General features: G+C 69.1%; 15 protein-coding genes. 3 read left to right on the top strand and 12 right to left on the bottom strand.

Annotation, left to right across the window (positions count from 1 at the left end):
- Positions 1 to 2 precede the first annotated feature (2 nt).
- Genes cydB through C1I89_RS18335 form a run of 3 tightly spaced genes read left to right on the top strand, consistent with a single transcriptional unit; the run spans position 3 to position 2599 of the window.
- On the top strand, positions 3 to 1010 hold the full coding sequence (cydB, locus tag C1I89_RS18325) for a cytochrome d ubiquinol oxidase subunit II (protein ID WP_102774055.1): 1008 nt from the start codon (positions 3 to 5) through the stop codon (positions 1008 to 1010).
- Entirely contained in the window at positions 1010 to 1153 is a 144-nt protein-coding gene (locus tag C1I89_RS18330; RefSeq protein ID WP_102774056.1) for a DUF2474 family protein, read from the top strand. Before cydB ends, C1I89_RS18330 begins: the two co-directional genes overlap by 1 nt.
- Before the next feature lie 15 nt (positions 1154 to 1168).
- On the top strand, positions 1169 to 2599 hold the full coding sequence (locus C1I89_RS18335; RefSeq protein WP_102774057.1) for an aminotransferase-like domain-containing protein: 1431 nt from the start codon (positions 1169 to 1171) through the stop codon (positions 2597 to 2599).
- Here C1I89_RS18335 and C1I89_RS18340 read toward each other — a convergent pair.
- The 12 genes from C1I89_RS18340 to tssF all read right to left on the bottom strand — a co-directional run bounded on the left by C1I89_RS18340 (position 2571) and on the right by tssF (position 21060).
- Complete coding sequence (locus C1I89_RS18340) at positions 2571 to 3548, bottom strand: Bug family tripartite tricarboxylate transporter substrate binding protein (RefSeq protein ID WP_102774058.1); 978 nt, start codon at positions 3546 to 3548, stop codon at positions 2571 to 2573. The genes C1I89_RS18335 and C1I89_RS18340 overlap by 29 nt on opposite strands.
- 43 nt (positions 3549 to 3591) lie before the next feature.
- Positions 3592 to 4806 (bottom strand): tricarballylate utilization 4Fe-4S protein TcuB, encoded by a 1215-nt coding sequence (gene tcuB / locus C1I89_RS18345; RefSeq protein ID WP_102774059.1) that lies wholly within the window; start codon positions 4804 to 4806, stop codon positions 3592 to 3594.
- Positions 4803 to 6212, bottom strand: coding sequence for an FAD-dependent tricarballylate dehydrogenase TcuA (gene tcuA / locus C1I89_RS18350; protein WP_102774060.1), 1410 nt, complete (start codon positions 6210 to 6212; stop codon positions 4803 to 4805). Before tcuA ends, tcuB begins: the two co-directional genes overlap by 4 nt.
- A 77-nt stretch (positions 6213 to 6289) precedes the next feature.
- Positions 6290 to 7216: a LysR family transcriptional regulator gene (locus C1I89_RS18355; RefSeq protein ID WP_102774061.1), complete on the bottom strand. Its 927-nt coding sequence runs from the start codon at positions 7214 to 7216 to the stop codon at positions 6290 to 6292.
- Positions 7217 to 7223: 7 nt separating this feature from the next.
- Entirely contained in the window at positions 7224 to 7922 is a 699-nt protein-coding gene (locus C1I89_RS18360; RefSeq protein WP_102774062.1) for a glutathione S-transferase N-terminal domain-containing protein, read from the bottom strand.
- 401 nt (positions 7923 to 8323) lie between these two features.
- Positions 8324 to 9253 (bottom strand): DUF6708 domain-containing protein, encoded by a 930-nt coding sequence (locus tag C1I89_RS18365; protein WP_102774063.1) that lies wholly within the window; start codon positions 9251 to 9253, stop codon positions 8324 to 8326.
- Positions 9253 to 11892 carry a T6SS effector BTH_I2691 family protein gene (locus C1I89_RS18370; protein WP_102774064.1) on the bottom strand — a complete coding sequence of 880 codons (2640 nt, stop codon included), beginning with the start codon at positions 11890 to 11892 and terminating at the stop codon, positions 9253 to 9255. Before C1I89_RS18370 ends, C1I89_RS18365 begins: the two co-directional genes overlap by 1 nt.
- Positions 11882 to 12727: a DUF4123 domain-containing protein gene (locus C1I89_RS18375; RefSeq protein WP_102774065.1), complete on the bottom strand. Its 846-nt coding sequence runs from the start codon at positions 12725 to 12727 to the stop codon at positions 11882 to 11884. Before C1I89_RS18375 ends, C1I89_RS18370 begins: the two co-directional genes overlap by 11 nt.
- Positions 12728 to 12752: 25 nt before the next feature.
- On the bottom strand, positions 12753 to 15455 hold the full coding sequence (locus C1I89_RS18380; RefSeq protein WP_102774066.1) for a type VI secretion system Vgr family protein: 2703 nt from the start codon (positions 15453 to 15455) through the stop codon (positions 12753 to 12755).
- Positions 15456 to 15471: 16 nt separating this feature from the next.
- Complete coding sequence (gene tssH / locus C1I89_RS18385; RefSeq protein WP_102774067.1) at positions 15472 to 18150, bottom strand: type VI secretion system ATPase TssH; 2679 nt, start codon at positions 18148 to 18150, stop codon at positions 15472 to 15474.
- Positions 18151 to 18160: 10 nt separating this feature from the next.
- Complete coding sequence (gene tssG, locus C1I89_RS18390) at positions 18161 to 19258, bottom strand: type VI secretion system baseplate subunit TssG (protein ID WP_181390983.1); 1098 nt, start codon at positions 19256 to 19258, stop codon at positions 18161 to 18163.
- On the bottom strand, positions 19222 to 21060 hold the full coding sequence (gene tssF / locus C1I89_RS18395; protein ID WP_102774069.1) for a type VI secretion system baseplate subunit TssF: 1839 nt from the start codon (positions 21058 to 21060) through the stop codon (positions 19222 to 19224). The genes tssG and tssF overlap by 37 nt, the downstream gene beginning before the upstream one ends.
- Between the last annotated feature and the right edge of the window lie 8 nt (positions 21061 to 21068).

Raw genomic sequence — 21068 nt, forward strand, 5'->3', positions numbered from 1 at the left:
CCATGGGCATCGACCTTGCACTGGTATGGGCCGTCATCATCCTGTTCGGCGTGATGATGTACGTGATCATGGATGGCTTCGATCTGGGCATCGGCATCCTGTTTCCGCTGATCTCCGACCGCGACGAACGCGACGTGATGGTCAACACCGTGGCGCCCGTGTGGGACGGCAACGAAACCTGGCTGGTGCTGGGCGGCGCCGGCCTGCTGGCGGCGTTCCCGCTGGCCTACTCGGTGATCCTGCACGCGCTGCACCTGCCGCTGGTGTTCATGCTGCTGGGCCTCATCTTCCGCGGCGTGGCGTTCGAGTTCCGCTTCAAGGCCGACGAACACCACCGCCCGCTGTGGGACCGCGCCTTCGTCGCCGGCTCGGTCTGCGCCACCTTCTTCCAGGGCGTGACGCTGGGCGCCTACATCGAAGGCATCCCGGTGACGGACCGCGTCTACAGCGGCGGCCCCTGGGACTGGATCAGCCCGTTTTCGCTGTTCACCGGCGCCGGGCTGGTGGCGGCCTATGCGCTGCTGGGCTGCACCTGGCTCATCATGAAGACCGAGGGCCGCCTGTACCGCCACATGTGCGCCATCGCCCGGCCGCTGACGCTGGCGCTGCTGGCGGTGATCGCCGCGCTCAGCGCCTGGACGCCGCTGGCGCAGCCGCAAATCGCGCAGCGCTGGTTCAGCCTGCCCGGCATGTTCTGGTTCCTGCCCGTGCCGGTGCTGGTCGCGGCCGCCGGCTTCGAGCTGTTGCGCCGCGTGCGCGGCGCGCCCGGCGCCGGCCCCTTCGTGCTGTCGCTGACCCTGGTGTTCCTGGGCTACAGCGGCCTGGGCATCAGCATCTGGCCCGCCATCATCCCGCCCGACGTGTCCATCTGGACGGCCTCCGCGCCGCCGCAAAGCCAGGGTTTCGCGCTGGTGGGCGCGCTGGCCATCATTCCCGTGATTCTCATGTACACCGCCTGGTCCTACTATGTGTTCCGCGGCAAGGTGCGCACCGGCGAGGAGTTCCATTGATGAACCGTACCCCCGCCACCCTGCCCTCGTGGCGCAGCCGCCTGCTGTGGCTGGCGATAATCTGGACATGCAGCGTCGCGGCGCTGGGCGCGGCCGCCTTTGCGCTGCGCCTGGTCATGAGATCCATCGGCATGTCGACCTGAACCCACGGACCCGCCATGAAACGCTATGAACGGCTGACAGAAGAAATAACCGCCTCGATCCGCTCGGGACTGCTGCAGGCCGGCGACCGCCTGCCCTCGGTGCGGCAGACCAGCGCCAGCCGCGGCGTGAGCCCCTCGACCGTATTCAAGGCCTATTACCTGCTGGAGGCGCGCGGCCTGATCCGCGCGCGCGACCGCTCCGGCTACTACGTGCTGCGCGCGCCGCACGCCGCGCTGCCCGAGCCCGACGGCCTGTCCAGCGCCAGCGCCGGCCGCCATCCGGTGGACGTCAGCGACAACGTGCTGCAGGTGCTCAACGCCACCCTGCGCCGCGACATGCTGCCCTTCGGTTCGGCCTTTCCCAGCCCGTCGCTGCTGCCCTACGGACGGCTGGCGAAGTTCATGGCGGCCTCGGCGCAGCGCCTGGACCCCTGGAGTTCCATCGACGACCTCAGCCCCGGCGACGCCGCGCTGCGCCGCGCCATCGCGCTGCGCTACCTGGCCGACGGCATGTCGGTGCCGGTCGACGACATCATCATCACCAACGGCGCGCTGGACGCGCTGAACCTGAGCCTGGCCGCGGTGACCGAGCCGGGCGATGCCGTCATCGTCGAATCGCCCACCTTCTACGCGGCGCTGCAATCGCTGGAGCGCAACCATTTGCACGCCATCGAGGTCGCCACCCACCCGCGCGAAGGCATAGACCTGCAGGCGCTGGAAGCGGCCATCGTGCAACACCATCCGCGCGCCTGCTGGCTCATGACCACCTTCCAGAACCCGCTGGGCAGCCTGATGCCGGACGAAAAAAAGGAAGCGCTGGTCGCCCTGCTGACCCGCCACGGCGTGGCGCTGATCGAAGACGACGTCTACGGCGAGCTGTACTTCGGCGAGCAGCGCCCGCGCCCCGCCAAGGCCTATGACCGCGAAGGCATCGTGATGCACTGCTCGTCGTTCTCCAAGACCCTTGCGCCGGGCTACCGCGTGGGCTGGGTGGCCGCGGGCCGCTACACGCGCCGGATCATGCGCAACAAGCTGACCACCAGCCTGGCGACGGCCGCGCCCACCCAGGCCGCCATCGCCGCCTACCTGGAGAAAGGCGGCTTCGACCGGCACCTGCGCCAGTTCCGCCAGGCGCTGGCCCAGCAGCAGGGCGAACTGCTGCAGGCCATCGCCCGCTACTTCCCCAAAGGCACGCGCGCCACACGGCCGGCGGGCGGCTACTTCGTGTGGGTGGAGCTGCCGGCGGGCATCGACACGCTCAAGGTCCATCGCGCCGCGCTGGGGCACGGCATCAGCATCGCGCCGGGCCCGCTGTTCTCGGCCTCGGGGGCCTTCGGCAACTTCCTGCGCCTGAACGCCGGCCATCCCTGGAACCCGGAGATGGAGCAAGGCATGGCCACGCTCGGCAAGCTGCTGGCTAGTTCGCCGTCGCGCCCGAATCCTTGACCGCCTTGGCCCAGGCCGCGATCTCGGCCTGGATGAAGGCGCCGAACTCGGCCGTGCTCAGGCCGGAAGCCTGCGCGCCTTCTTCCATCAGACGCTGCTTGACGGCCGGGGAAGCCAGCGCGCCGCCCAGCGCCTGGTTCAGCCTGGCCACGACCGCGTCGGGCGTACCCGCGGGCGCGACGATGCCGTGCCACGAGACCGCCTTGAAGCCCGCCAGGCCGGCCTCGGCCATGGTGGGCGTATCCGGCATGGCCGGCGAACGCTGCGGCGAGGTCACCGCCAGCGCGCGCAGCGCGCCCGCCTTGACCTGCGGCAGCACGCCGGGAATGGTGGTGAACATGAAGTCGATCTGGCCGCCGATCAGATCCGTGATGGCGGGGCTGCCGCCCTTGTAAGGCACGTGCGTGAACTGCAGGCCGGCCGCGCTCTTGAACATCTCGCCGGCCAGGTGGCCGGGCGTGCCCGCGCCGGCCGAACCCATGTTGATCCGGTCACCCTGCGAGCGGATGAAGGCGATCAGCTCCTGCACGTTGGACGCCTGCACCTGCTTGCCGATCACCAGCACGTTGGGCACGGTGGCCAGCAGCGTGACGGGGGTGAAGTCCTTCACCGCGTCGTACGAAATGCGCGAGTACAAGGACGGGTTGATGCCGTGCGTGCTGGCGGTGGCCAGCAGCAGCGTATAGCCGTCCGGCGCGGAAGTGGCCACCTGCTTGGCCGCGATGGTGCCGTTGGCCCCGCCCTTGTTCTCGACGACGATGGTCTGCCCCAGGGTCTTGGCGGCCTCGGCCGCCACGGTGCGCGCCAGGATGTCCGAAGTGCCGCCGGCGGAATGCGGCACGACCAGCGTGATCGGCTTTTCGGGAAAGGACTGGGCTTGCGCCGCCGGCAGGGCCGGCAGCAGACAGGCGGCCAGCGCGGCGCGCGCCAGCAGGGAAGTGCGGAACATTGAAGTCTCCTGGTTTCGTTATTGTGGAAAGCGGCGCGGCCGTTCAGTCCGAGCCCAGCTGCAGCTTGTTGGGCTGGCGTTTCTCGATGGCCCACTTCAGCAGCGCGGCCGAACGGTAGATGCCGTGGGCGAACTTGCCGTAGGGCAGCGTCAGGAACAGCGCCATCACCACGCCCAGATGGATCGCCAGCAGCAGCGCCATCGCCCCGCCGTCGCGGCCGGCCAGCAGCGCCAGCCCGGTGGCGCTGGTCAGGAACAGCAGCGCGATGAAGCCGCGGTCCATGGGCTTTTGCGCGGCGTCGCCCTGCTGCGGATGGCGCTTGAGGTTCAGCCACAGCAGGCCGGCCGGCCCGATCAGCAGGCCGATGCCGCCGGCCGTGCCCAGCAGCACCGGCGCGCTCCAGAACGGATACGGCGCCGGCTGCCCCAGCAGGTAGTGGTACAGCGTGGCCACGCCGGTGGCCGCGAAGCACAGCATGAAGCCGTAGAAAGTGCAGTGGTGGAAGCGCCGGCGCCACAGCGTGAAGGCGTCGTCCGCGTTGTTGCAGCCCTTGCCGTGACCGCCGTCCAGGTAGCGCAGGCGCAGCGCGTCATGCGCGGCCTCGGCCACCGCCGCGCCGGACGCCGCCCCCGGGCTGACGTCGCGCCAGAAGCGCGTCACGCCCACGCCCAGCGCCAGCACGGCCAGGCCGAAGACCACGCCGAACATCAGCGCCAGCGTGTTGTGCGGGAACACGGCGTAGAAATCGCCGGCCAGCGGCTCGTGCAGCAGCCCGCCGCCCATCAGCGCCGCCAGGGCCAGGAACAGCGCCAGGCCGGCGGCCGTGGCCAGCGACAGGGCCAGGCCGTTGCGCTTGTACAGCCGGCCCAGCGCCGGCGGCCAGGCATAGTCGGTATAGGTCTGCACCCGCACGCGCGCCATGGCCTGCGGCACGTTCACCGCGAACTCGTGCGGCGGCGCGTACTGGCACGCGTGCAGACAGGCGCCGCAGTTGTGACACAGATTGGCCAGGTAATTGATGTCTGCCTTGCCGAACTCCAGGCGGCGCGTCATGGCGGGAAATACCGCGCAAAAGCCTTCGCAATAGCGGCAGGCGTTGCAGATCTGCATGACGCGCGCCACTTCGGTTTCGTCGTCCGTCAGCGCGCCGGCCTGCGGCTTGGCGCCGCCATGCCAGTGTATGGTCTGCTCGGTCATGGCCGGCTTCGATCCCGGGAAAGACTGCGCCTCGCGGGCCAAGGCTTCAAGTTGCTTCATGTCGTGCTTTCCGCGTTGTGCCGGGTGCGCGCCGCTGCGGCGGCGGCCCGGGTGCCGGCGATGCGGCCGAAGGCCGTGCCGATGGACATGCCCACCCCGGCCGTATAGCCCTTGCCCAGCACGTTGCCGGCCATCATTTCGCCCGCGACGAAGAGGTTGTCGCTGGGCACGTCGTTGAAACGGACCGCGGCGGTGTCGTCCACCTTCAGGCCCAGATAGGTGAAAGTGATGCCGGGCCGCAGCGCATAGCCGTAGAACGGCGCCGTGTCGATGGGCCGCGCCCAGTGCGTCTTGGCCGGCGTCAGGCCTTCGGTATGGCAGTCGTCCAGCGCCGTGTGGTCGAACTTGCCGACGCGGCAGGCCTCGTTGTATTGGCGGATGGTCTGCTCGAAAGCAACCGGGTCCAGGCCCAGCTTGGCCGCCAGCTCCGGCAGCGTATCGGCCTTCACGCCCGGAAACACCGGCGGCATGAAGCGGCCCACGGCCTTGGCGTCGATGATGGAATACGCGATCTGGCCCGGCTGCATGGCCGTCAGCCGGCCCCAGATGGCGTAGCGCTTGGGCCAGAAATCCTCGCCCTCGTCATAGAAGCGGCGCGCCTCGCGGTTGACCACCACGCCCAGCGACACGCAGTCGATGCGGGTGCAGATGCCGCCGTCATACAGCGGCGCGCGCGCGTCGATGGCCACGCAGTGCGACTGCGACGGATCGCCGATGCCGTCGGCGCCGGCGTCCAGCATGAACTTCAGCAGCACGCCCATGTTGAAGCGCGTGCCGCGGATGAGGAAGTTGTCGGCCGGCCATTCGCCGCGCTCGTTCTGGCCCCAGGCCTCGCGCAGCCATTCGCGGTTGGACTCGAAGCCGCCCGCCGCCAGCACGCAGGCGCGCGCCTCGATACGCTCGGCGCCGATGCGCGCGGCCACGAAACGGCCGCCGTCCAGCTCCAGCGCATCCACGGGCGCCTCGTAGCGGATCCGCACGCCCAGCGCCTCGGCGCTGCGGTAATAGGCATTGACCAGGGCCTTGCCGCCGCCCATGAAAAACGCGTTGGTGCGCGCCACGTGCAGCGCGCCCGACAGCGGCGGCTGGAAATTCACGCCGTGGCGGCGCATCCAGTCCCTGCAGGTCGAGGACTCGCGGATGACCAGCCGCGCCAGGTGTTCGTTGGTCAGCCCGCCCGTCACCTTGAGCAGGTCCTGCCAGTATTCTTCCTCGGGATAGGCGTCGACCAGCACGTCCTGCGGCGCGTCGTGCATGCAGCGCAGGTTGCGCGTGTGCTGCGAATTGCCGCCGCGCCACTCGCGCGGCGCCGCTTCCAGCAGCAGCACGCTGGCGCCGGCCTCGCGCGCCATCAGGGCCGCGCACAGCGCCGCGTTGCCCCCTCCTATCACCAAGACGTCGACCATGCCGTTGTTCCTCTTTCAAGGAACGCACTGTAGCCAGCGCGGCCGCCGGCCGATATCAGCCAGCCGTCAACGGGTCTTCATGAATCGTGAAGGGTCACCACCGGCCATTTGCCCTCGCGCGCCAACGCGCGCGAGACGTCCGCCAGCACCAGCCGCGCGGCCAGCGCCGCGGGCGACAGCTCGTCCTCGGACAGGCTGGCCAGCAGATTCGGGCGGAACAGGTGGGCATCGTCGATGCGCGCCATGTGCAGCTGGCCCGGCGCGATCCGCGCCATGGCCGAACTGGGCTGGATGGTGGCGACGTGGCCCAGCTGCACCACGTCCATGAGCACCGGCAGGCCATCGACCTCCACCGCCACCAGCGGCGCGTGGCCCGACTGCTGGTAGGCGTGGTTGACCAGCGCCCGCAGCCCGTGGCGCCCGCTGGGCAGCACCAGCGGCAGGTGCGCGATGGCCTCGATGCGCGTGGTTTCGCCCGGCGGCAGCCCCGGCATGCCGGGCCGGGCCAGCAGGAACAGCGGCTCGTCCAGCAGCGGCATCACGCTCCAGCGGCGCGCCGACTCGGCCTGGAACACAATGGCCAGGTCCAGCATGCGGCCGTTGAGCATGTCGCTCAAATGGCCGGACAGCGCCTCCACCAGGTGCAGGCGGATATCCGGATAGCGCTGGTTCATGGCCTGCACGAAGGCCGCGCCCAGGATGGCGGCCGTGGTGGACGGCAGGCCCACGCTGACGTGGCCGGCCAGCCGGGCCTGCTGCGCGGCCTGGACGGCGTCGTCGGCATGGCGCAGCGCCAGCTGCGCCTGCCGGAAAAACGCCAGCCCCGCGTCGGTCGGCTCCACCCCGCTGGCGCTGCGCCGCAGCAGCCGCGTGGCCAGCTCGCCCTCCAGCCGGCTGATCTGCTGGCTGAGCGCCGACGTGACCATGCCGATGGACTGGGCCGCGCGGCCGATGCTCCCGGCCTCCACGACCCGTACGAAATAACGCAGCTGGCGCAGTTCCATGAGCGGCTCAGGCCGGTATCGTCAGGCCCCTGGCCACCGCCGCGCGGGCCACGAAGGCTTCCAGCACCCGGCCGACGTTCTTGTAGCGGGAAAACTCCACCAGCTCGCCCGCGCCGTAAAAGCCCACCAGATTGCGCACCCAGGGCAGGATGGCGATGTCGGCGATGGTGTATTCGTCGCCCATCACCCAGTCGCGCCCTTCCAGCCGCTTATCCAGCACGCCCAGCAGGCGCTTGGACTCTTCCACATAGCGGTCGCGCGGACGCTTGTCCTCGAAGTCCTTGCCGGCGAACTTGTGGAAAAAGCCCAGCTGGCCGAACATCGGCCCGATGCCGCCCATCTGGAACATGACCCACTGCAGCGTCTCGTAGCGCCCCGCCGTATCCGCCGGCAGGAACTTGCCAGTCTTGCCGGCCAGATAGATCAGGATGGCGCCCGACTCGAACAGGCCCAGCGGCTTGCCCTCGGGACCATCGGGATCGAGAATCGCCGGAATCTTGTTGTTCGGGCTGAGCGAAAGGAATTCCGGCGAGAACTGGTCCTTGGTATCGAAACTGACCCGGTGGGCCTCATAGGGCAGCCCGGTTTCCTCCAGCATGATCGACACCTTCACCCCATTGGGCGTGGGCAGCGAATACAGCTGGATGCGGTCGGGATGCCGGGCGGGCCACTTCTTGGTGATGGGAAAGGCGCTGAGGTCGGCCATGCGGGGGGCTCCAGAGAGGACGGCGGGAAATTGCTGCGGCTAATCCTAGCGCAAAACCCCGCCTGCCGGTGGCCGGCCGCCGCCGGCTCCGCTACTTCCAGCGTTGCCGCTGCCGATGCCGTTCGGCCGCGCGCCGGTAGATTGCCCGGTCCCGCGCGAACTCGTACCGCGCGCACGTGGTTTTCATGGCGCCAGTAATGGCCCACGGTAAACGTCTGCATCACCCGATCGTTCCTGAGCACAGGGCAACGCAGATCGGGAAGATTCCCGTTCTGAGCGCCGCGCCCGATGTGAAAGAACACGGAGGCATCGCCCCAGGGAACCGTGACCGCGCCGCCCAGCCCGTCATGCACGAAAAAGCGCACTTGCCGGGTATTGCGGTCGAAGCCGACGCTTCATCCCTAACGCAGGTCCTCGGGATTCATCGACGCGTCCCGCACGTATTTGTCGCCAGGCTCGGGCTGCAGCGTGGCCTCGATCTCGGGGGGGAACGCCGGGATCTTGCTGGTCCGCATCACCATCCAGCGCATGATGGCGTGCAGGTAGTTGAACGGAATCAAGGTCAGGTACATGAAGCCGGGGCCGCGCGCGTCGTTGGCGAACACGCGCTCCTTGGAGAAGGCGAAGCTCTCGCGCTTGCCGTCCACCGGCATGCAGTACAGGACCGCGTCCTGCACCGCCTGCGGGCCTTCCTCCATGTAGCGGCGCAGGAATTCCCAGTGGGCATGGGCGTTCTCGATGCGGCCCGTGGCGATGCTGAAGGCGAAAGTCTCCTCGACCGTGACGCCGTCCCGGGCCAGGATCAGGCCGCGGATATCCCAGTTGAACCAGCCCATCGCGCCCTTTCCCCGGCCCAGGGTGAAATAGATCTTGTCCCAGGGCGCGGTCAGGATACTGCCGTCCAGCCGGAATACGTGCACCAGCCGGCGCTTGCGGTCCAGCGCAATGGGGTACCAGGTCCAGCGGAACATCTCCTTGCACGCGACCCACGCCCCCGCCGCGGCCAGCGCCGCGCACATCGCCATGCTGATGAAGATGCCCTCCCACAGGCCGTTTTCGTTGGGCAGGTCGTGCGCCAGCAGGATCCAGGCCAGCATCAGGATGCCGCCCACGCCGAAGGCCACGCCTATGCCGCCGATCAAGGCGATGAAGCCGCGCCAGCCGTACCAGCGGTCCACCGACAGCAGGGCGTTGGAATTCATCCTGACGACGCAAAGCTCGGCATGCGGCGCCACGTCCAGGCGCTTTTTCTGCGACAGGCGGTGTTCGCGGTCGAATTCCGAAAGCGGACGATTGTCGGGAAACCTGGACATCAGGCCCGAGAAGTCCATCACGAGCCTCCAAGCGCCACGCGCAGGCTGTTCATTTCTTGCTGCACCCCGTAGTAATAGTCGGCGCCGGGCTGCCCCTGCAGCTTGCCCCACAGGCAGCGCTTGAGCCACTCGTCGATCTTGTTTCCCTTGAACTTCTCGATCAGCACCGCCACGATGATCAGGAACACCGCCGCGATCAGGCCCACCAGCGTGGCCGACATGGCGAAGGCGCTGATGACGATCAGGCTGAGGATACCCGAGGCGACGTACAGGCCGCCCATCAGGCCGTTCTTCTCGATCACGAACTGGTCCGTGGCCGACTTGAAATCGAACACCGCCATGATGACGCCGGTGACGACCCCGACCCGGCTACCCCAGCGGGCGAGCAATGAGCCGGTGGCGTCCAGAGACACGCCCACGCCCAGGCGCATGCCGCCGGCGGCCCTGGCCTTGAGCGCCGCGCCCAGCACGTCGGCCACCGAGCCGCCGGCCGAAGCGATGCCGACCACGAATTTCCAGCTCGCGTCGCTGCGCTCGTGCGGCATGGCCGATTCCAGGTCGCTCCAGAGCTTGTACACCGCCACCGTCTGGAACACGCAGCCGACCACGCCAAGCCGCACGTCGGTATTGATCGTCGTGCGCCAGCGCGACAACTCCCTGGCCTCGTACTGCTCGATCGTCATGGTCGTCTGCGCCAGCGCCCGGGCCCGGTCGCCGGCCCGCATGTCCGCCGGCACGCTGGCGGCGGCCTGTCTGTCCACGAGCATGAACCAGCGCTTCTTGTCGCTGCCTTCGATCTGTTCGCCGCGCACTTCCAGGCGGCGCAACTCTTCGGCCACCGCGCGCTCCATCTGGCGCAGGTCCACCCTGCCGCCATGCTGGCGCATGATTTCCCGGATCAGCGCGGCGCGGAATGATTTTCGGCCGCCCTCGACCTCGACGATCGCCACGTCCTGGCGCGACAGCAGCCCCATATACATCGCCAGCCTGCGCGCGACGGCGCTATCCACGCCCAGCCTCAGGACGTGCACCAGCGGCCCCATGATCTGTTCGAGCAGGCGTGCGGTCTTATCCATCTGGCCTTCGCTCAGCACCTTGAGCCCGGTCTTGTAGGCCTCGTGCAGATTGCTCCAGGGAATTCCCTTCCAGTCGACGGCCGCCTCGTGCGCATCGACGACCTTCTTGACCACGAAGTCCTGGTTGTGGAACATGGCCCGCAGCACGATGTTGCGAGTGTCCTCCGGGTTCCCTTGCAGCCAGTCGGCGTACAACTGGAAGCAGACGCGCTTGTCCTGGGTTCCGTCGATGCACAGGGCGAGAACGGTCTGGTAGACCTCGCCGCTGTCGGCATTGTTGGCGTCGTAATTGCACTGGAACGACTCCAGCGTGTTTTCGCAGGTCATCCACGCCACGTGCGCCTTGGCCATGGGCACGATGATCCCGGCGTCGAACTTCGCCAGGCGGTCGTCGAAACCGCTTTGCCACGCCCTGCGGGCGTTCTCGTCATAGTTGTCGAAGTATTTGCTCCAGGCGTCCCAGCGCACCTTGCGCCGCTCTTCCTCGGTCGGATGGCGGTAATTGTCGGCCTCGGCCAGGCGGCCCTCGCGGTTCTCCGGCATCAGCCAGTCCAGCAGCAACTGGCCCACCGCCAGGCCCTCGGCCCCGGCGCCGCCCGGGCCGACCGCCATGTGCGGAGTGCTGGTCCCGTAGACGGAATAGTTGGTCGCATCCTGGCCGCGCCGGCGCAGGAAGTCGCTTTCCGCGGACTGCATGACGATCTCGCTGATCGACTCGATGGACTTCGACACGGTCAGCGGCCGCAGGTCCTCCTTGTTCGAGACGAAATCATCGAAACGCATGCGCATCAGCCGCGCGATGTCCTGCAGGATTCCCGTGCCGTCCGGCAAGGCCAGCATCAGCCCGTTGCCCGGCGAGAACGCCTCGGCCGCGTCCTCGATCGGCTCGCCCATCCAACCCTTGACGTTGTAGTAGCCGACGGTGCTCCAGCCCAGCAGCTGCTGCTTGCCGTAAGGGTCCAGTTCGCGCTTGCGGTGGACCACGTAATCGGCCACCGTGTCCTTCAAGGTCTTGATGCTCTTGGCCTGCGGGTGCTTCTTGCCGCTCAGCCAGGCTTGCACGTCGAACTTGAACATGTGCCGCTGGCGCATCTCGGCGCCCTTTCTGCCCTTGTGGGCCTTGCAGACGTCCTTGGTCCATTGCACGTCCGAAAACGCGAGCCAGACGAAGGTCGCGTTCCTGGCGTTGGGAATCGTCAGCAACGACGCCTTGGCCTCATGGTCCTGGGAGGCGCACGTGAACGCCCGGTCGCAATCTTCCACCGGCTTGTCGAGGTCGAAGTTGTACAGGGTGGCGTTCTCGTTGACGTAATAGCCTTTCAGCTCGGAGCGCGCTTCGTCATAGACGTACAGATAGCCGGTGCGCAGCAGACGCACGCCATAGCGCGCGCCCTCGCCCAGCGGCCGTTCGCGCAGCTCGGGCATGTCCAGGTCGCCATCGAGCGCGGGGAAGATCGCGTCGTTCTTCAACACCGCGTAGCGCAGCGGCATGATGGGCAGGCCGATACGGTGAAACGGGCAATCCTCGCCGCAATCCAGCGACGAACGCCTTCTTTCGCAGTTCTTTACTTCATCGGCCATCGGGCTCTCCAGTTCGTTCCATATCCGCGCGCACGGCGGCCCAGTCTTCGTCCGACAGATCCTGGACCGCGGCCAGGTATGGATAATCATCTTCCGGCTGCATGGCCGCCAGGCAGGCGCGCACCCGTTCGTGGCGATGGAAGGCCGGATGCACCTCCAGCCCATGCCGCGCGAACGCCTTGCGCTCCTCGAGCGATTTCAGCCCCAGGTCCCGGGCGGCGCGGAAATGCCCCATCACGGCCTGCCCCAGGGCCACGCGCCCGTCCGGCGCCAGCGTTTCCAGGCCGGCCAGCACTTCGTTCAACGCCTGCATATGAATCAGCGCGAACGACTGTTCCGCGCTCAGGCGCAGGCGCGGCGACGGCGCGGCATCCGGCCGGTCCACCGCCTGCCACGCCCCGTCCAGGCGGAACATGCAGCGCTGCACCGGCCCGCAAAGCCAGGCCAGTTGCGCCGCGTCGAGGATCCACGGCAGTTGCGCCAGCACGCGCGGATCGAAGAAACGGAAGAAGCACGGCCCCTGGCCGTCGATGTCGACGATCATGCGCGAACGGCAATGCGCGGCCACGGCGTCGACTTGCCGGTCCGATTGCAGCAACAGGCCCAGCCAGAATTCCTCGTCATCGACAACCGCCTGGTTCAGGCCCGCCAGGACCTGCGCCTTGTGCACGGCCTGCATGGCGGACAGGTCCACCAGCCTCGGCATCAGGCCGGGCATCTTCCGCAGCGCCGGCGGCACCAGGACCTCCGGCTGAACGAACGCCGGCACGCCGCGCGCGCGCTCGTCCTGGATAAGACCGAAGCCGAAGGCGTCGAACGCCTGGTAATCGAGCATGCCGCCCTCCTCTCGCAACGCCCGTTCAACTCAGCGGCACCACGGCGCCGCCGCGCTGGGCCGCGCCGCGCACGCGCGCCTCGCACAAGGGGCCGGCTTCGCTGAAGGCCAGATTCGGCTGGCTGCTTTCCGGCCCCACCCAGCTGTGCACCCCCGCCTTCAATTCCACCTTGCCCGGCGCATGCAGCTGAATGCCGCCGCCCTCGACCCGCAGATAGGCGCCGCCCGCGGTGGCCAGCAGGCGCTGTTTGGCCTCGACCGTGACGCTGGCCGCGGACGACGAGACGGTCACTGCCTTCTCCGCGGACAGCGCCATCTTCGCGTCCTGGCTGTGCAGCCGCAGCCTGCCGCCGGCGGCGTGCAGGCGCAGGCCCTGATCCTTGACCGCGCGCGCGCCCGAAGGCGGGTTGCCCAGCGTGAACAGCACCGCGCCGGCGGCCACGCCCAGCGCCACGTTGGCGCTGCTGACCCAGTTCACGTCCGGCGCCACCTGCGCGAAGGTGCCGCCCGCCGCCAGGAAGGCGTCGGCCGGCGTGTACTGGCCGATGCCGCTGGGCGCGCTGACCTGGACATGGGGTTCGCTGTAGGCCGCCACCGGCTCGCCGGACGAATCGCCCGCGCCTTCCTGCGTCGCTTCCACCACCTCCAGCACGTGTTCGAGCGCGTCCTGCGCCGGCACGGTTTCCGGATCGTCTTCCAGCACGGCCTTCTGCCTGGCCGCCATGTCGGCCAGCTCCCTGGCCGATTCCATGGCGCGTTCGATCTGCCTGGCGGCCTCGGCGCTGTCGAGCAGCGCGCCCTCGGCGTTCTCGCGCAGGTCGGCGCTGATCAGCAGGCCGGCGCCGGCGCGCAGCGCCATGGACTCGCGCGTGGACAGCTCGGCGCCGTGGCCCAGGTCTTCCAGCCGCTCGTTGTCGCGCTGCTGCTTGATGTGCCCCAGGTTCAGGCGCGTATCGGCCTGCGTGGTGGAGGCGGTCAGGCGCGCCTGTCCGGGCGTGTCGTCCTGCACCAGCTGGTTGTAGCCGCCGGTGCCCGCGCCGCTGGCCGGCAGGGCCTGGGTCTTGAAGCCGGACATCACCGCGTTGTGCGCGTGGCCGTCGCTGCCGCCGGCGAACCAGGCCGGCGCATTGCCGGTGGCGTTGGCCGCGCCCGCCTGCACCTGGTTGTGCGGCGCGTCCTCGGCGCCTTCGCCGTTGTAGAGCGCGCCCACCACCACGGGCCGGTCGATGTCGCCATGCAGGAATTCCACCAGCACTTCCTGGCCCACGCGCGGCACGAAATGGCCGCCCCAGTCGCCGCCGGCCACCGGTTCGGCCACGCGCACCCAGGCGCCCAGCTCGTCCGCGGCCGGCGCGTTCTCGTCGCCGGACGGATGCGCCAGCCGGCTGCTGGCGGCCTTGCCGCGCTGCCAATGGAATTGCACCTTGACGCGATGGTCGCGGTCGGTATGCACCGGCTCTTGCGCGCCCACCACCAGCGCGGTCTGCGCGCCGAAGACGGTGGGGCGCGGATGCAGCCGTTCGCCATGGCCGTCCCGCGTGGCCGGGCGGAACTCCGTCTCCATGCCGATGCAGGTGAACGTGTTGCGGTAGAAGTCCGCCCGATCGTGTGCGTCCGCGCCGCCGCCCTGCGCCCGGCCCAGGTCGGCGTCGAAGTTGTTGCGGGCCTGGTGGTCGATGGCGATCACCACATAGGCCGACGGCCCGCCCTGCTGGTAATGGCCGGTCAGCTCGAAGCGCTGCCCCGGCGCCAGCGTGCGCACGGTGCCCGCGCCCTCGTAGCTCTGCTCGCGCACGCGGATGGCGGCCAGCGCGTTGTGCGCCAGCCGTTCGCCCTGCGCGCCGTCTTCGTACGCGTACTGCCCGGGGTAGTCGTTGCAGGCCAGCTCGATGGCGCCCGCTTGCGCATCGGCATGCGCCTCCATCTGCGCCTGCGCCGCCACCGGCCGCGCCTGGACGCTGCGGTAGTCCCAGCTGGCCAGGCGCACCGCATTGGTCTGCCAGCGCTTGCGCTGGCTCCATTGCTGGATGCTGTCCTGCGTCTCGGTGACATCGGCGCGCGCGAAACGCACGCTGGCCTGCGGCCCGGGCTGGAACGCGCCGTTGTGGTCGGCGATGACCAGGGTGTGGCCGTCGGCCTGGTGCTCGACCCAGTAGAACAGGCCTTCTTCGGCCAGCAGGCGCTCCACGAAGGCGTAATCGGTTTCACGGTACTGGATGGTCAGGCTGCGCCTGGCATAGGCGGCGCGGTCCTTCACGTCCCAGCGCCATTGCGGCGCCAACGTGCCCTGCCCGTTGTAGTCGCCGAAAATGCTCTCGACGATGTCGAACACCGTCTTGTCCTGATAGGCGAAGCTGTCGCGGCGGGCGCGCAGAAAGGCCAGCCAGGGCTCCACGGTCAGGCCGTAGCGCGCCAGGCCGCCGTTGGCGCCGCGGAATTGCGCCGCGGTCACGTGGCCGTGCCAGATGCGCGGCTGCGCGCGGTCCAGCGCGGTCTGCAGGCGCAGCGTCACGGGCTGGCCCAGCAGCGCTTTCAGCGGGATATGGGCGTCGTCGGAGAGCGCCGTGAGATCCAGCCGGCAGGCGCCCGCGCCCAATTGCTCGCGCGCCGACAGCGTCTCGGCCACCAGGCGGTTTTCGCCCAGCGGCGTGCTCAGGTTCAGGAGACGGTTGGCCTGCTCGATACCGGCGGTCGACAGGCGGGAAAGTCCGGAGGAATCCTGGGGCATGGCGGCGGCTCCGGGTTCAGGTCAGGCGGTAGCGGAAGTCGCCGTTCTTGCCGGCGGTGACGCGGATGCGCGCGATGGCCTCGCCCTGCGCCATACGGCTCAGCACCTGCTCGGCGATCTGCGGCAGCAGCGTGCCGTTCAGGATGTGGTCGACGTTGCGCGCGCCCGTGTCCACCTCGGTGCAGCGGGCCAGCACGGCCTCGACCAGCGCCTCGTCCCATTCGAACACGGCGCGGTGATTGGCCTGCACGCGCTCGGCGATGCGGCCGAGCTTCAGGCCGATGATGCGGGCCAGCGCGTCGTCGTCCACGGGGTAGTAGGCGATGGTCTTCATGCGGCCCAGGAAGGCGGGCTTGAAGGCCTTGTACAGCTGCGGCGCCAGCAGTTCCTGCAGCGCCTCGGGGCCGGGCCGTTCCTCGGCGCTCTTGTTCAGGCAGGCCTGCATGATGGCCGACGAGCCGACGTTGGAGGTCAGGATGATGAGCGTGTTGCGGAAGTCGATCTCGCGGCCCTCGGCGTCGTCCATCACGCCCTTGTCGAACACCTGGAAGAACAGCTCCAGCACGTCCGGATGGGCTTTCTCGATCTCGTCGAGCAGCACCACGCTGTAGGGCTGGCGGCGCACCGCCTCGGTCAGCACCCCGCCCTCGCCGTAGCCCACGTAGCCCGGCGGCGAACCCTTCAGGCCGGAAACGCTGTGGGCCTCCTGGTACTCGCTCATGTTGATGGTGATGAGCTTGCGCTCGCCGCCGTAGAGTACGTCGGCGACCGCCAATGCGGTCTCGGTCTTGCCCACGCCCGAGGGGCCGACGAACAGGAACACGCCCTTGGGCTTGTTGGGATCTTCCAGGCCGGCGCGCGCCGTGCGCACGCGCTGGGCGATGGCGTGCAGGGCGTGGTCCTGGCCGATGACGCGCTCGGCCAGCAGCGGCTGCAGTTCCAGCACGGTGCGGATCTCGTCGTTGACCATCCGGCCCAGCGGTATGCCGGTCCAGGCCGAGACGATCTCGGCGATGACCTGGGCGTCCACATAGGCCGGCACCAGCGGCGTTTCGCCCTGCAGCGCGCGCAGCTCCTGCTGCAGCGCGGCCAGCTGCGCCTGGGCCGGCGTGGGTTCGGGCGCCTTGGCGGCGCGGCGCTTGGCGGCCGGCTCCGGCGCGGCCTCCTCGCCCGCCGTCTCCAGCTCTACGCGCAGCGCGTGGATCTGGCGCACCAGCTCGCTTTCCTGGGCCAGCCGCGCCTCGGATTCGGCCAGCGTCTTGCGCGTGGCGTCCATTTCCTCGTCCAGCTCGCGCAGGCGCGCGCCCTGGGAGCCGCCGGCGGCGGCCTCCCGGCGCAGCGCGGCGCGCTCGGTTTCCAGGCGCGCCAGGCGGTGGCGCGCCTCGTCGATCAGGGCCGGCGTGGCGCTGCGGCCCAGGGCCACGCGCGCGCAGGCGGTGTCGAGCACGCTGACCGCCTTGTCCGGCAGCTGGCGGCCGCTGATGTAGCGGTGCGACAGGCGCGCCGCCGCCACGATGGCCTCGTCCAGCACCCGCACGCCGAAGTGCGCTTCCATCAGCGGCGCCATGCCGCGCAGCATGCTGGCGGCCAGCGTCTCGCTGGGTTCTTCCACCTTGACCACCTGGAAGCGCCGCGCCAGCGCGGCGTCTTTCTCGAAGTACTTCTTGTATTCGCTCCAGGTGGTGGCGGCGATGGTGCGCAGTTCGCCGCGCGCCAGCGCCGGCTTGAGCAGGTTGGCCGCGTCGTTCTGGCCCGCCTGCCCGCCCGCGCCTATCATGGTGTGGGCCTCGTCGATGAACAGGATGATGGGCGTGGCGCTTTGCTTGACCTCGTCGATGACGTTCTTCAGACGGTTCTCGAATTCGCCCTTGACGCTGGCGCCGGCCTGCAGCAGACCCATGTCCAGCGTGCGCAGCGCCACGCCGGCCAGCGCCGGCGGCACGTCGCCGGCCACGATGCGCAGCGCCAGGCCTTCGACCACCGCGGTCTTGCCCACGCCGGCCTCGCCGGTCAGGATGGGGTTGTTCTGGCGCCGGCGGGTCAGGATGTCCATCATCTGGCGGATCTCGGCGTCGCGGCCGATGACCGGGTCGATCCTGCCTTCGCGCGCGCGCTCGGTCAGGTTGGCGGTGTACTGGTCCAGCGCCGGCGTCTTGGACAGGCCGGCGGCCGGCGCCGGCTCTTGCTGCGCGCCCTCGCCCAGCGCCACCGACTGTCCGGCCTCTTCCGAGCCGGCCGTCAGCGCGGCGAAATCATGCTTCAGTTCTTCCAGCCGGAACGATTCGAACAGGCGCGAGCCGCGCCGCGCGAGCTGGGCCAGGTCGGGCTCGGTCAGCAGCGCCAGCAGCAGATGGCCGGAGCGGATGCGCGTGGTCTGCGTGTCCAGCGACGCGATCAGCCAGGCATGTTCGAACAAGCGCGGCAGGTGCGGCGAGAACACCGGCGTGCGGGTGTTGCCGTTCTTGAATCCGCGGATTTCCGCGTTCAGGTCGGCTTCCAGCCCCGAGGCGTCGATGCCGCTGCGGCGCGCCACGATGCTGAAGTCGCTGGCGGGCTTTTCCAGCAGCGCCAGAAACAGGTGCTCCAGGTCCACTTCGTAATGGCCTTGCGCCATGCACAGGCTGGCGGCGCGCTCGGCGGCCTGGCGGCAGGTCTGGTTCAGTTTCCCGATCAGGGTTTTCAGGGGTGTGGCCATGGTGCTTGTTCTAGTGAATGGTGTGCAGTTCGTAGCTGGCGTCGTCGCGATCCGACGCCGCGGGTTCGGTGCAGAGAAAAGAGTTCCAGCCCAGGCGCGCGCCGGCGCCGCCGTCGCCGCCGAGCATGCTGCCGGCCACGTCCGCCCTGGCCATCACCAGCCGCACCTCGTATTCGAAGCTCATGCCGCCGAACATGGTCAGCAGCTTCTCCAGCGCCTGCGCGCGCGCCCCGCCCGGCAGGAAATCGCCGAACGCGGCCTTGGACAGCGGGCCGATCCACAGCCGGATGCGCATGTCGCGCTGCCAGATGCGCTCGCCCGCCATGGCGGACACGCCCAGCACCGCGCCCGGCATGCCCAGGCGCGTGCGATGCTCGAGCGGCACGTGGTACCAGCGGCCGACGAACTGCTCGACGCGGATGTCCACCTGGAAGTAATCGGCTAGCACCCGCTGCAGGTAGGCGGCCGACACCGGGCGCTGGCGCGCCGCGGCGGCGTAATGGGCCAGCGATTCGTCGTACACCTGGCCCTGGCCCGCGTGCAGGCGGTCGCGCAGGGCCGGATGACCGATGCCGCCCAGCGCCAGCAACAGCGGCAGGTAGTGATGGTCCTGCTCGGTCTCGTGGCGCAGCGGCATGCGGTACTTCTTCCAGGCCGCATAGAAAAGCGCCGCGGCGCGGTTCGAGAAGATGTCGAAGAACGCGCGCGCCCCGCGGTCGCGCCGGGCGCTTTCGCGGTGGCTCAGAATCTCGGAATAATGCAGCGGCAAGGCGCCCTGCGCGCCCAGCAGGCCGAAGAAGGCCGGCTCGATCTCCACCCGCCCCAGCTTGCCTTCGGCCAGCGCCGCCAGGCGCGCCTGCGCGTCGTCCAGCGCCTGGCCGTCCTTGTCGTAGGCCGTCAGGCCGGCGATCTCGCTGGCCGGAAAGCCCAGCGAAGACGAATTCAGGAAGCGCAGGTGGGCCGGCACGGCGTTGCGCGCGCGCGTGCCCTCCTGGCGCGCGAACCACAGCTCCAGCACGCGCACGGCCTGGAAGAACTTGAAGCGCTGCGGCTCGGCCAGCAGCGCCTCGATTACGCTAGGATCGCGTCGCCGTTGCATGGGGGACACCGTAGGATTTCTTCCGAGCCGCGGCGCGACAGCACCACCAGCTGCACGAAGCTGTTGGCGTGCACGTACAGGCCGAAAAAGCGGTTCAGCACCGCGACGAAGGCATGCAGGCTGGTGCCGACGAAATTGTCTTCATTGATCGTGAGCCGGATCTCGATGCCGCGCACGAAGGTGGCGAACGGCTCGCCCGGCATCCAGTGCGTGGCGGGCTTGTAGTCCAGCCCCACCAGCCCTTCGATCTGGCGGGCCGCCACCGCGGCGTGCGACAGGTCGTACAGGCGCAGCGTTTCCTTCAGCGCCGGCAGGCCGCTTTGCACCAGCGACAGATGGTTCAGCGCCAGGTGCGAGATCAGGCGCCAGTGCGCCGCGCGGCCCTGCTGGAAGCGATGCGTATGGGTGGGACGGCGCAGCATGCGGATTTCGCGCGCGACCGAGCCGCCCTCCAGGAACAGGTCGCCGCCGGGCTGGCCCACCGCCAGGTGCGAAGGCAGGTCCCGGTTGGTGCAGGTCAGCTCCAGGCTCAGGGTTTCGGTCTGCGGCACGGACGGATCGAAATCGATGTCGACGATGGACAGCTCCATCTCGTAGCCCGGGCTGCGCTCGGCCACCATCGCGTCGCGCCGCGCGGTCCAGTAGTGGCTGGCGCCGTCGGGCGTCTCGCCGTGGTGCAGCGAATAGAAGGGCCGGAATTCGACGACCGAATCGCCCCTGGCGTTCTGGCGCACCTGGCGCACGCGGTCGATGGAATAGACCTCGTAGCCATAGGCGCGGCGCGCGTCGGCCACCACCGGATAAGAGGCCGCGGCGTGCGTGACGCGGATGGGGTCGGCGCGCTGGGCGAACAGGTTGACCACCGGCGTGCAGCCCAGCCGGAAATTGTCGGCGGACGCCGATTCCAGCAGCCGCGCCGTATTGGAGTCGGCGCGCAGGCCGGCGACCGGCAGATGCAGCGTGAATTCGCGGACCGCGCCCAGGGCGGGCCCCAAGGCCGCCAGGTCGATGTCCACGAAATTGAATTTCTCGGCGAAGACGAAATACTCGGCCAGCAGCCGGTAGGCCGGATGCGAGCTGGCGGGAAAATCGATCAGCGCGTCCTCTTCGGCCAGGCCCACCTGCGCCAGCGGCGCCTGCGCCAGGCGGTTCCAGCGGCCGGGCTGCGTCTCCGTGTAGGCGGCCGCCGTGCGCAGGAACAGGCAGTCGCGCAGCGCCGCGACGAAGGACGGTTCGCCGTGCAGATAGACGCGCAGCCTGTCCACGGCCAGCGTGGAGAAGTTCTGCGTCTCGGCCAGGCAGGCCAGGGTCAGCGACAGCCGGCCCGTCACGCCCGGCGGCAGCGAGGTGGACGACGGCGCGTTGGCGGTGGACGCGAAGCCCGCCTGGCGGATCGCCACCGGCGCCAGCGTCACGTCGTAGGCCGTGCGGAAACGGCAGGCCACGCCGCGCACGGCATGGGACTTCAGCTCGGTGCCGCGCGGCAGGCGCACCGGCGCGGTCAACTGGGCGGCCACGCCGCCCATGTCGAACTGCGCCACCGAGCACGCAGGAAACGGGCGCAAGTAATGCGGGTACATCACCTCGAACAATGCTTCCGTGAACTCCGGATAGTCGTCGTCGAGCTTCTTGTTGATGCGCGCGCCCAGCAGGGCGAACGACTCGATCATCCGCTCCACGTGCGGATCTTCGCAGGTCTCGCCCGACAGCCCCAGCCGCCCGGCGATCTTGGGATAGCGCTGCGCGAAATCGCGCGACGAACTGCGCAGGAAACCCAGTTCGCGTTCGTAATATGGCAGCAGTTCTTCCATCTTTCCCT

The sequence above is a fragment of the Achromobacter pulmonis genome (assembly GCF_002885955.2).
Taxonomy (GTDB): domain Bacteria; phylum Pseudomonadota; class Gammaproteobacteria; order Burkholderiales; family Burkholderiaceae_B; genus Achromobacter; species Achromobacter pulmonis_A.

Coding starts and splice junctions, on each gene's coding strand:
- cydB (WP_102774055.1), top strand. CDS start 3: ATGGGCATCGACCTTGCACTGGTATGGGCCGTCATCATCCTGTTCGGC.
- C1I89_RS18370 (WP_102774064.1), bottom strand. CDS start 11,892: ATGGCCGATGAAGTAAAGAACTGCGAAAGAAGGCGTTCGTCGCTGGAT.
- C1I89_RS18360 (WP_102774062.1), bottom strand. CDS start 7,922: ATGGCCGACCTCAGCGCCTTTCCCATCACCAAGAAGTGGCCCGCCCGG.
- C1I89_RS18335 (WP_102774057.1), top strand. CDS start 1,169: ATGAAACGCTATGAACGGCTGACAGAAGAAATAACCGCCTCGATCCGC.
- C1I89_RS18340 (WP_102774058.1), bottom strand. CDS start 3,548: ATGTTCCGCACTTCCCTGCTGGCGCGCGCCGCGCTGGCCGCCTGTCTG.
- C1I89_RS18365 (WP_102774063.1), bottom strand. CDS start 9,253: ATGGACTTCTCGGGCCTGATGTCCAGGTTTCCCGACAATCGTCCGCTT.
- tcuB (WP_102774059.1), bottom strand. CDS start 4,806: ATGAAGCAACTTGAAGCCTTGGCCCGCGAGGCGCAGTCTTTCCCGGGA.
- C1I89_RS18375 (WP_102774065.1), bottom strand. CDS start 12,727: ATGCTCGATTACCAGGCGTTCGACGCCTTCGGCTTCGGTCTTATCCAG.
- C1I89_RS18330 (WP_102774056.1), top strand. CDS start 1,010: ATGAACCGTACCCCCGCCACCCTGCCCTCGTGGCGCAGCCGCCTGCTG.
- tcuA (WP_102774060.1), bottom strand. CDS start 6,212: ATGGTCGACGTCTTGGTGATAGGAGGGGGCAACGCGGCGCTGTGCGCG.
- tssH (WP_102774067.1), bottom strand. CDS start 18,150: ATGGCCACACCCCTGAAAACCCTGATCGGGAAACTGAACCAGACCTGC.
- C1I89_RS18380 (WP_102774066.1), bottom strand. CDS start 15,455: ATGCCCCAGGATTCCTCCGGACTTTCCCGCCTGTCGACCGCCGGTATC.
- C1I89_RS18355 (WP_102774061.1), bottom strand. CDS start 7,216: ATGGAACTGCGCCAGCTGCGTTATTTCGTACGGGTCGTGGAGGCCGGG.
- tssF (WP_102774069.1), bottom strand. CDS start 21,060: ATGGAAGAACTGCTGCCATATTACGAACGCGAACTGGGTTTCCTGCGC.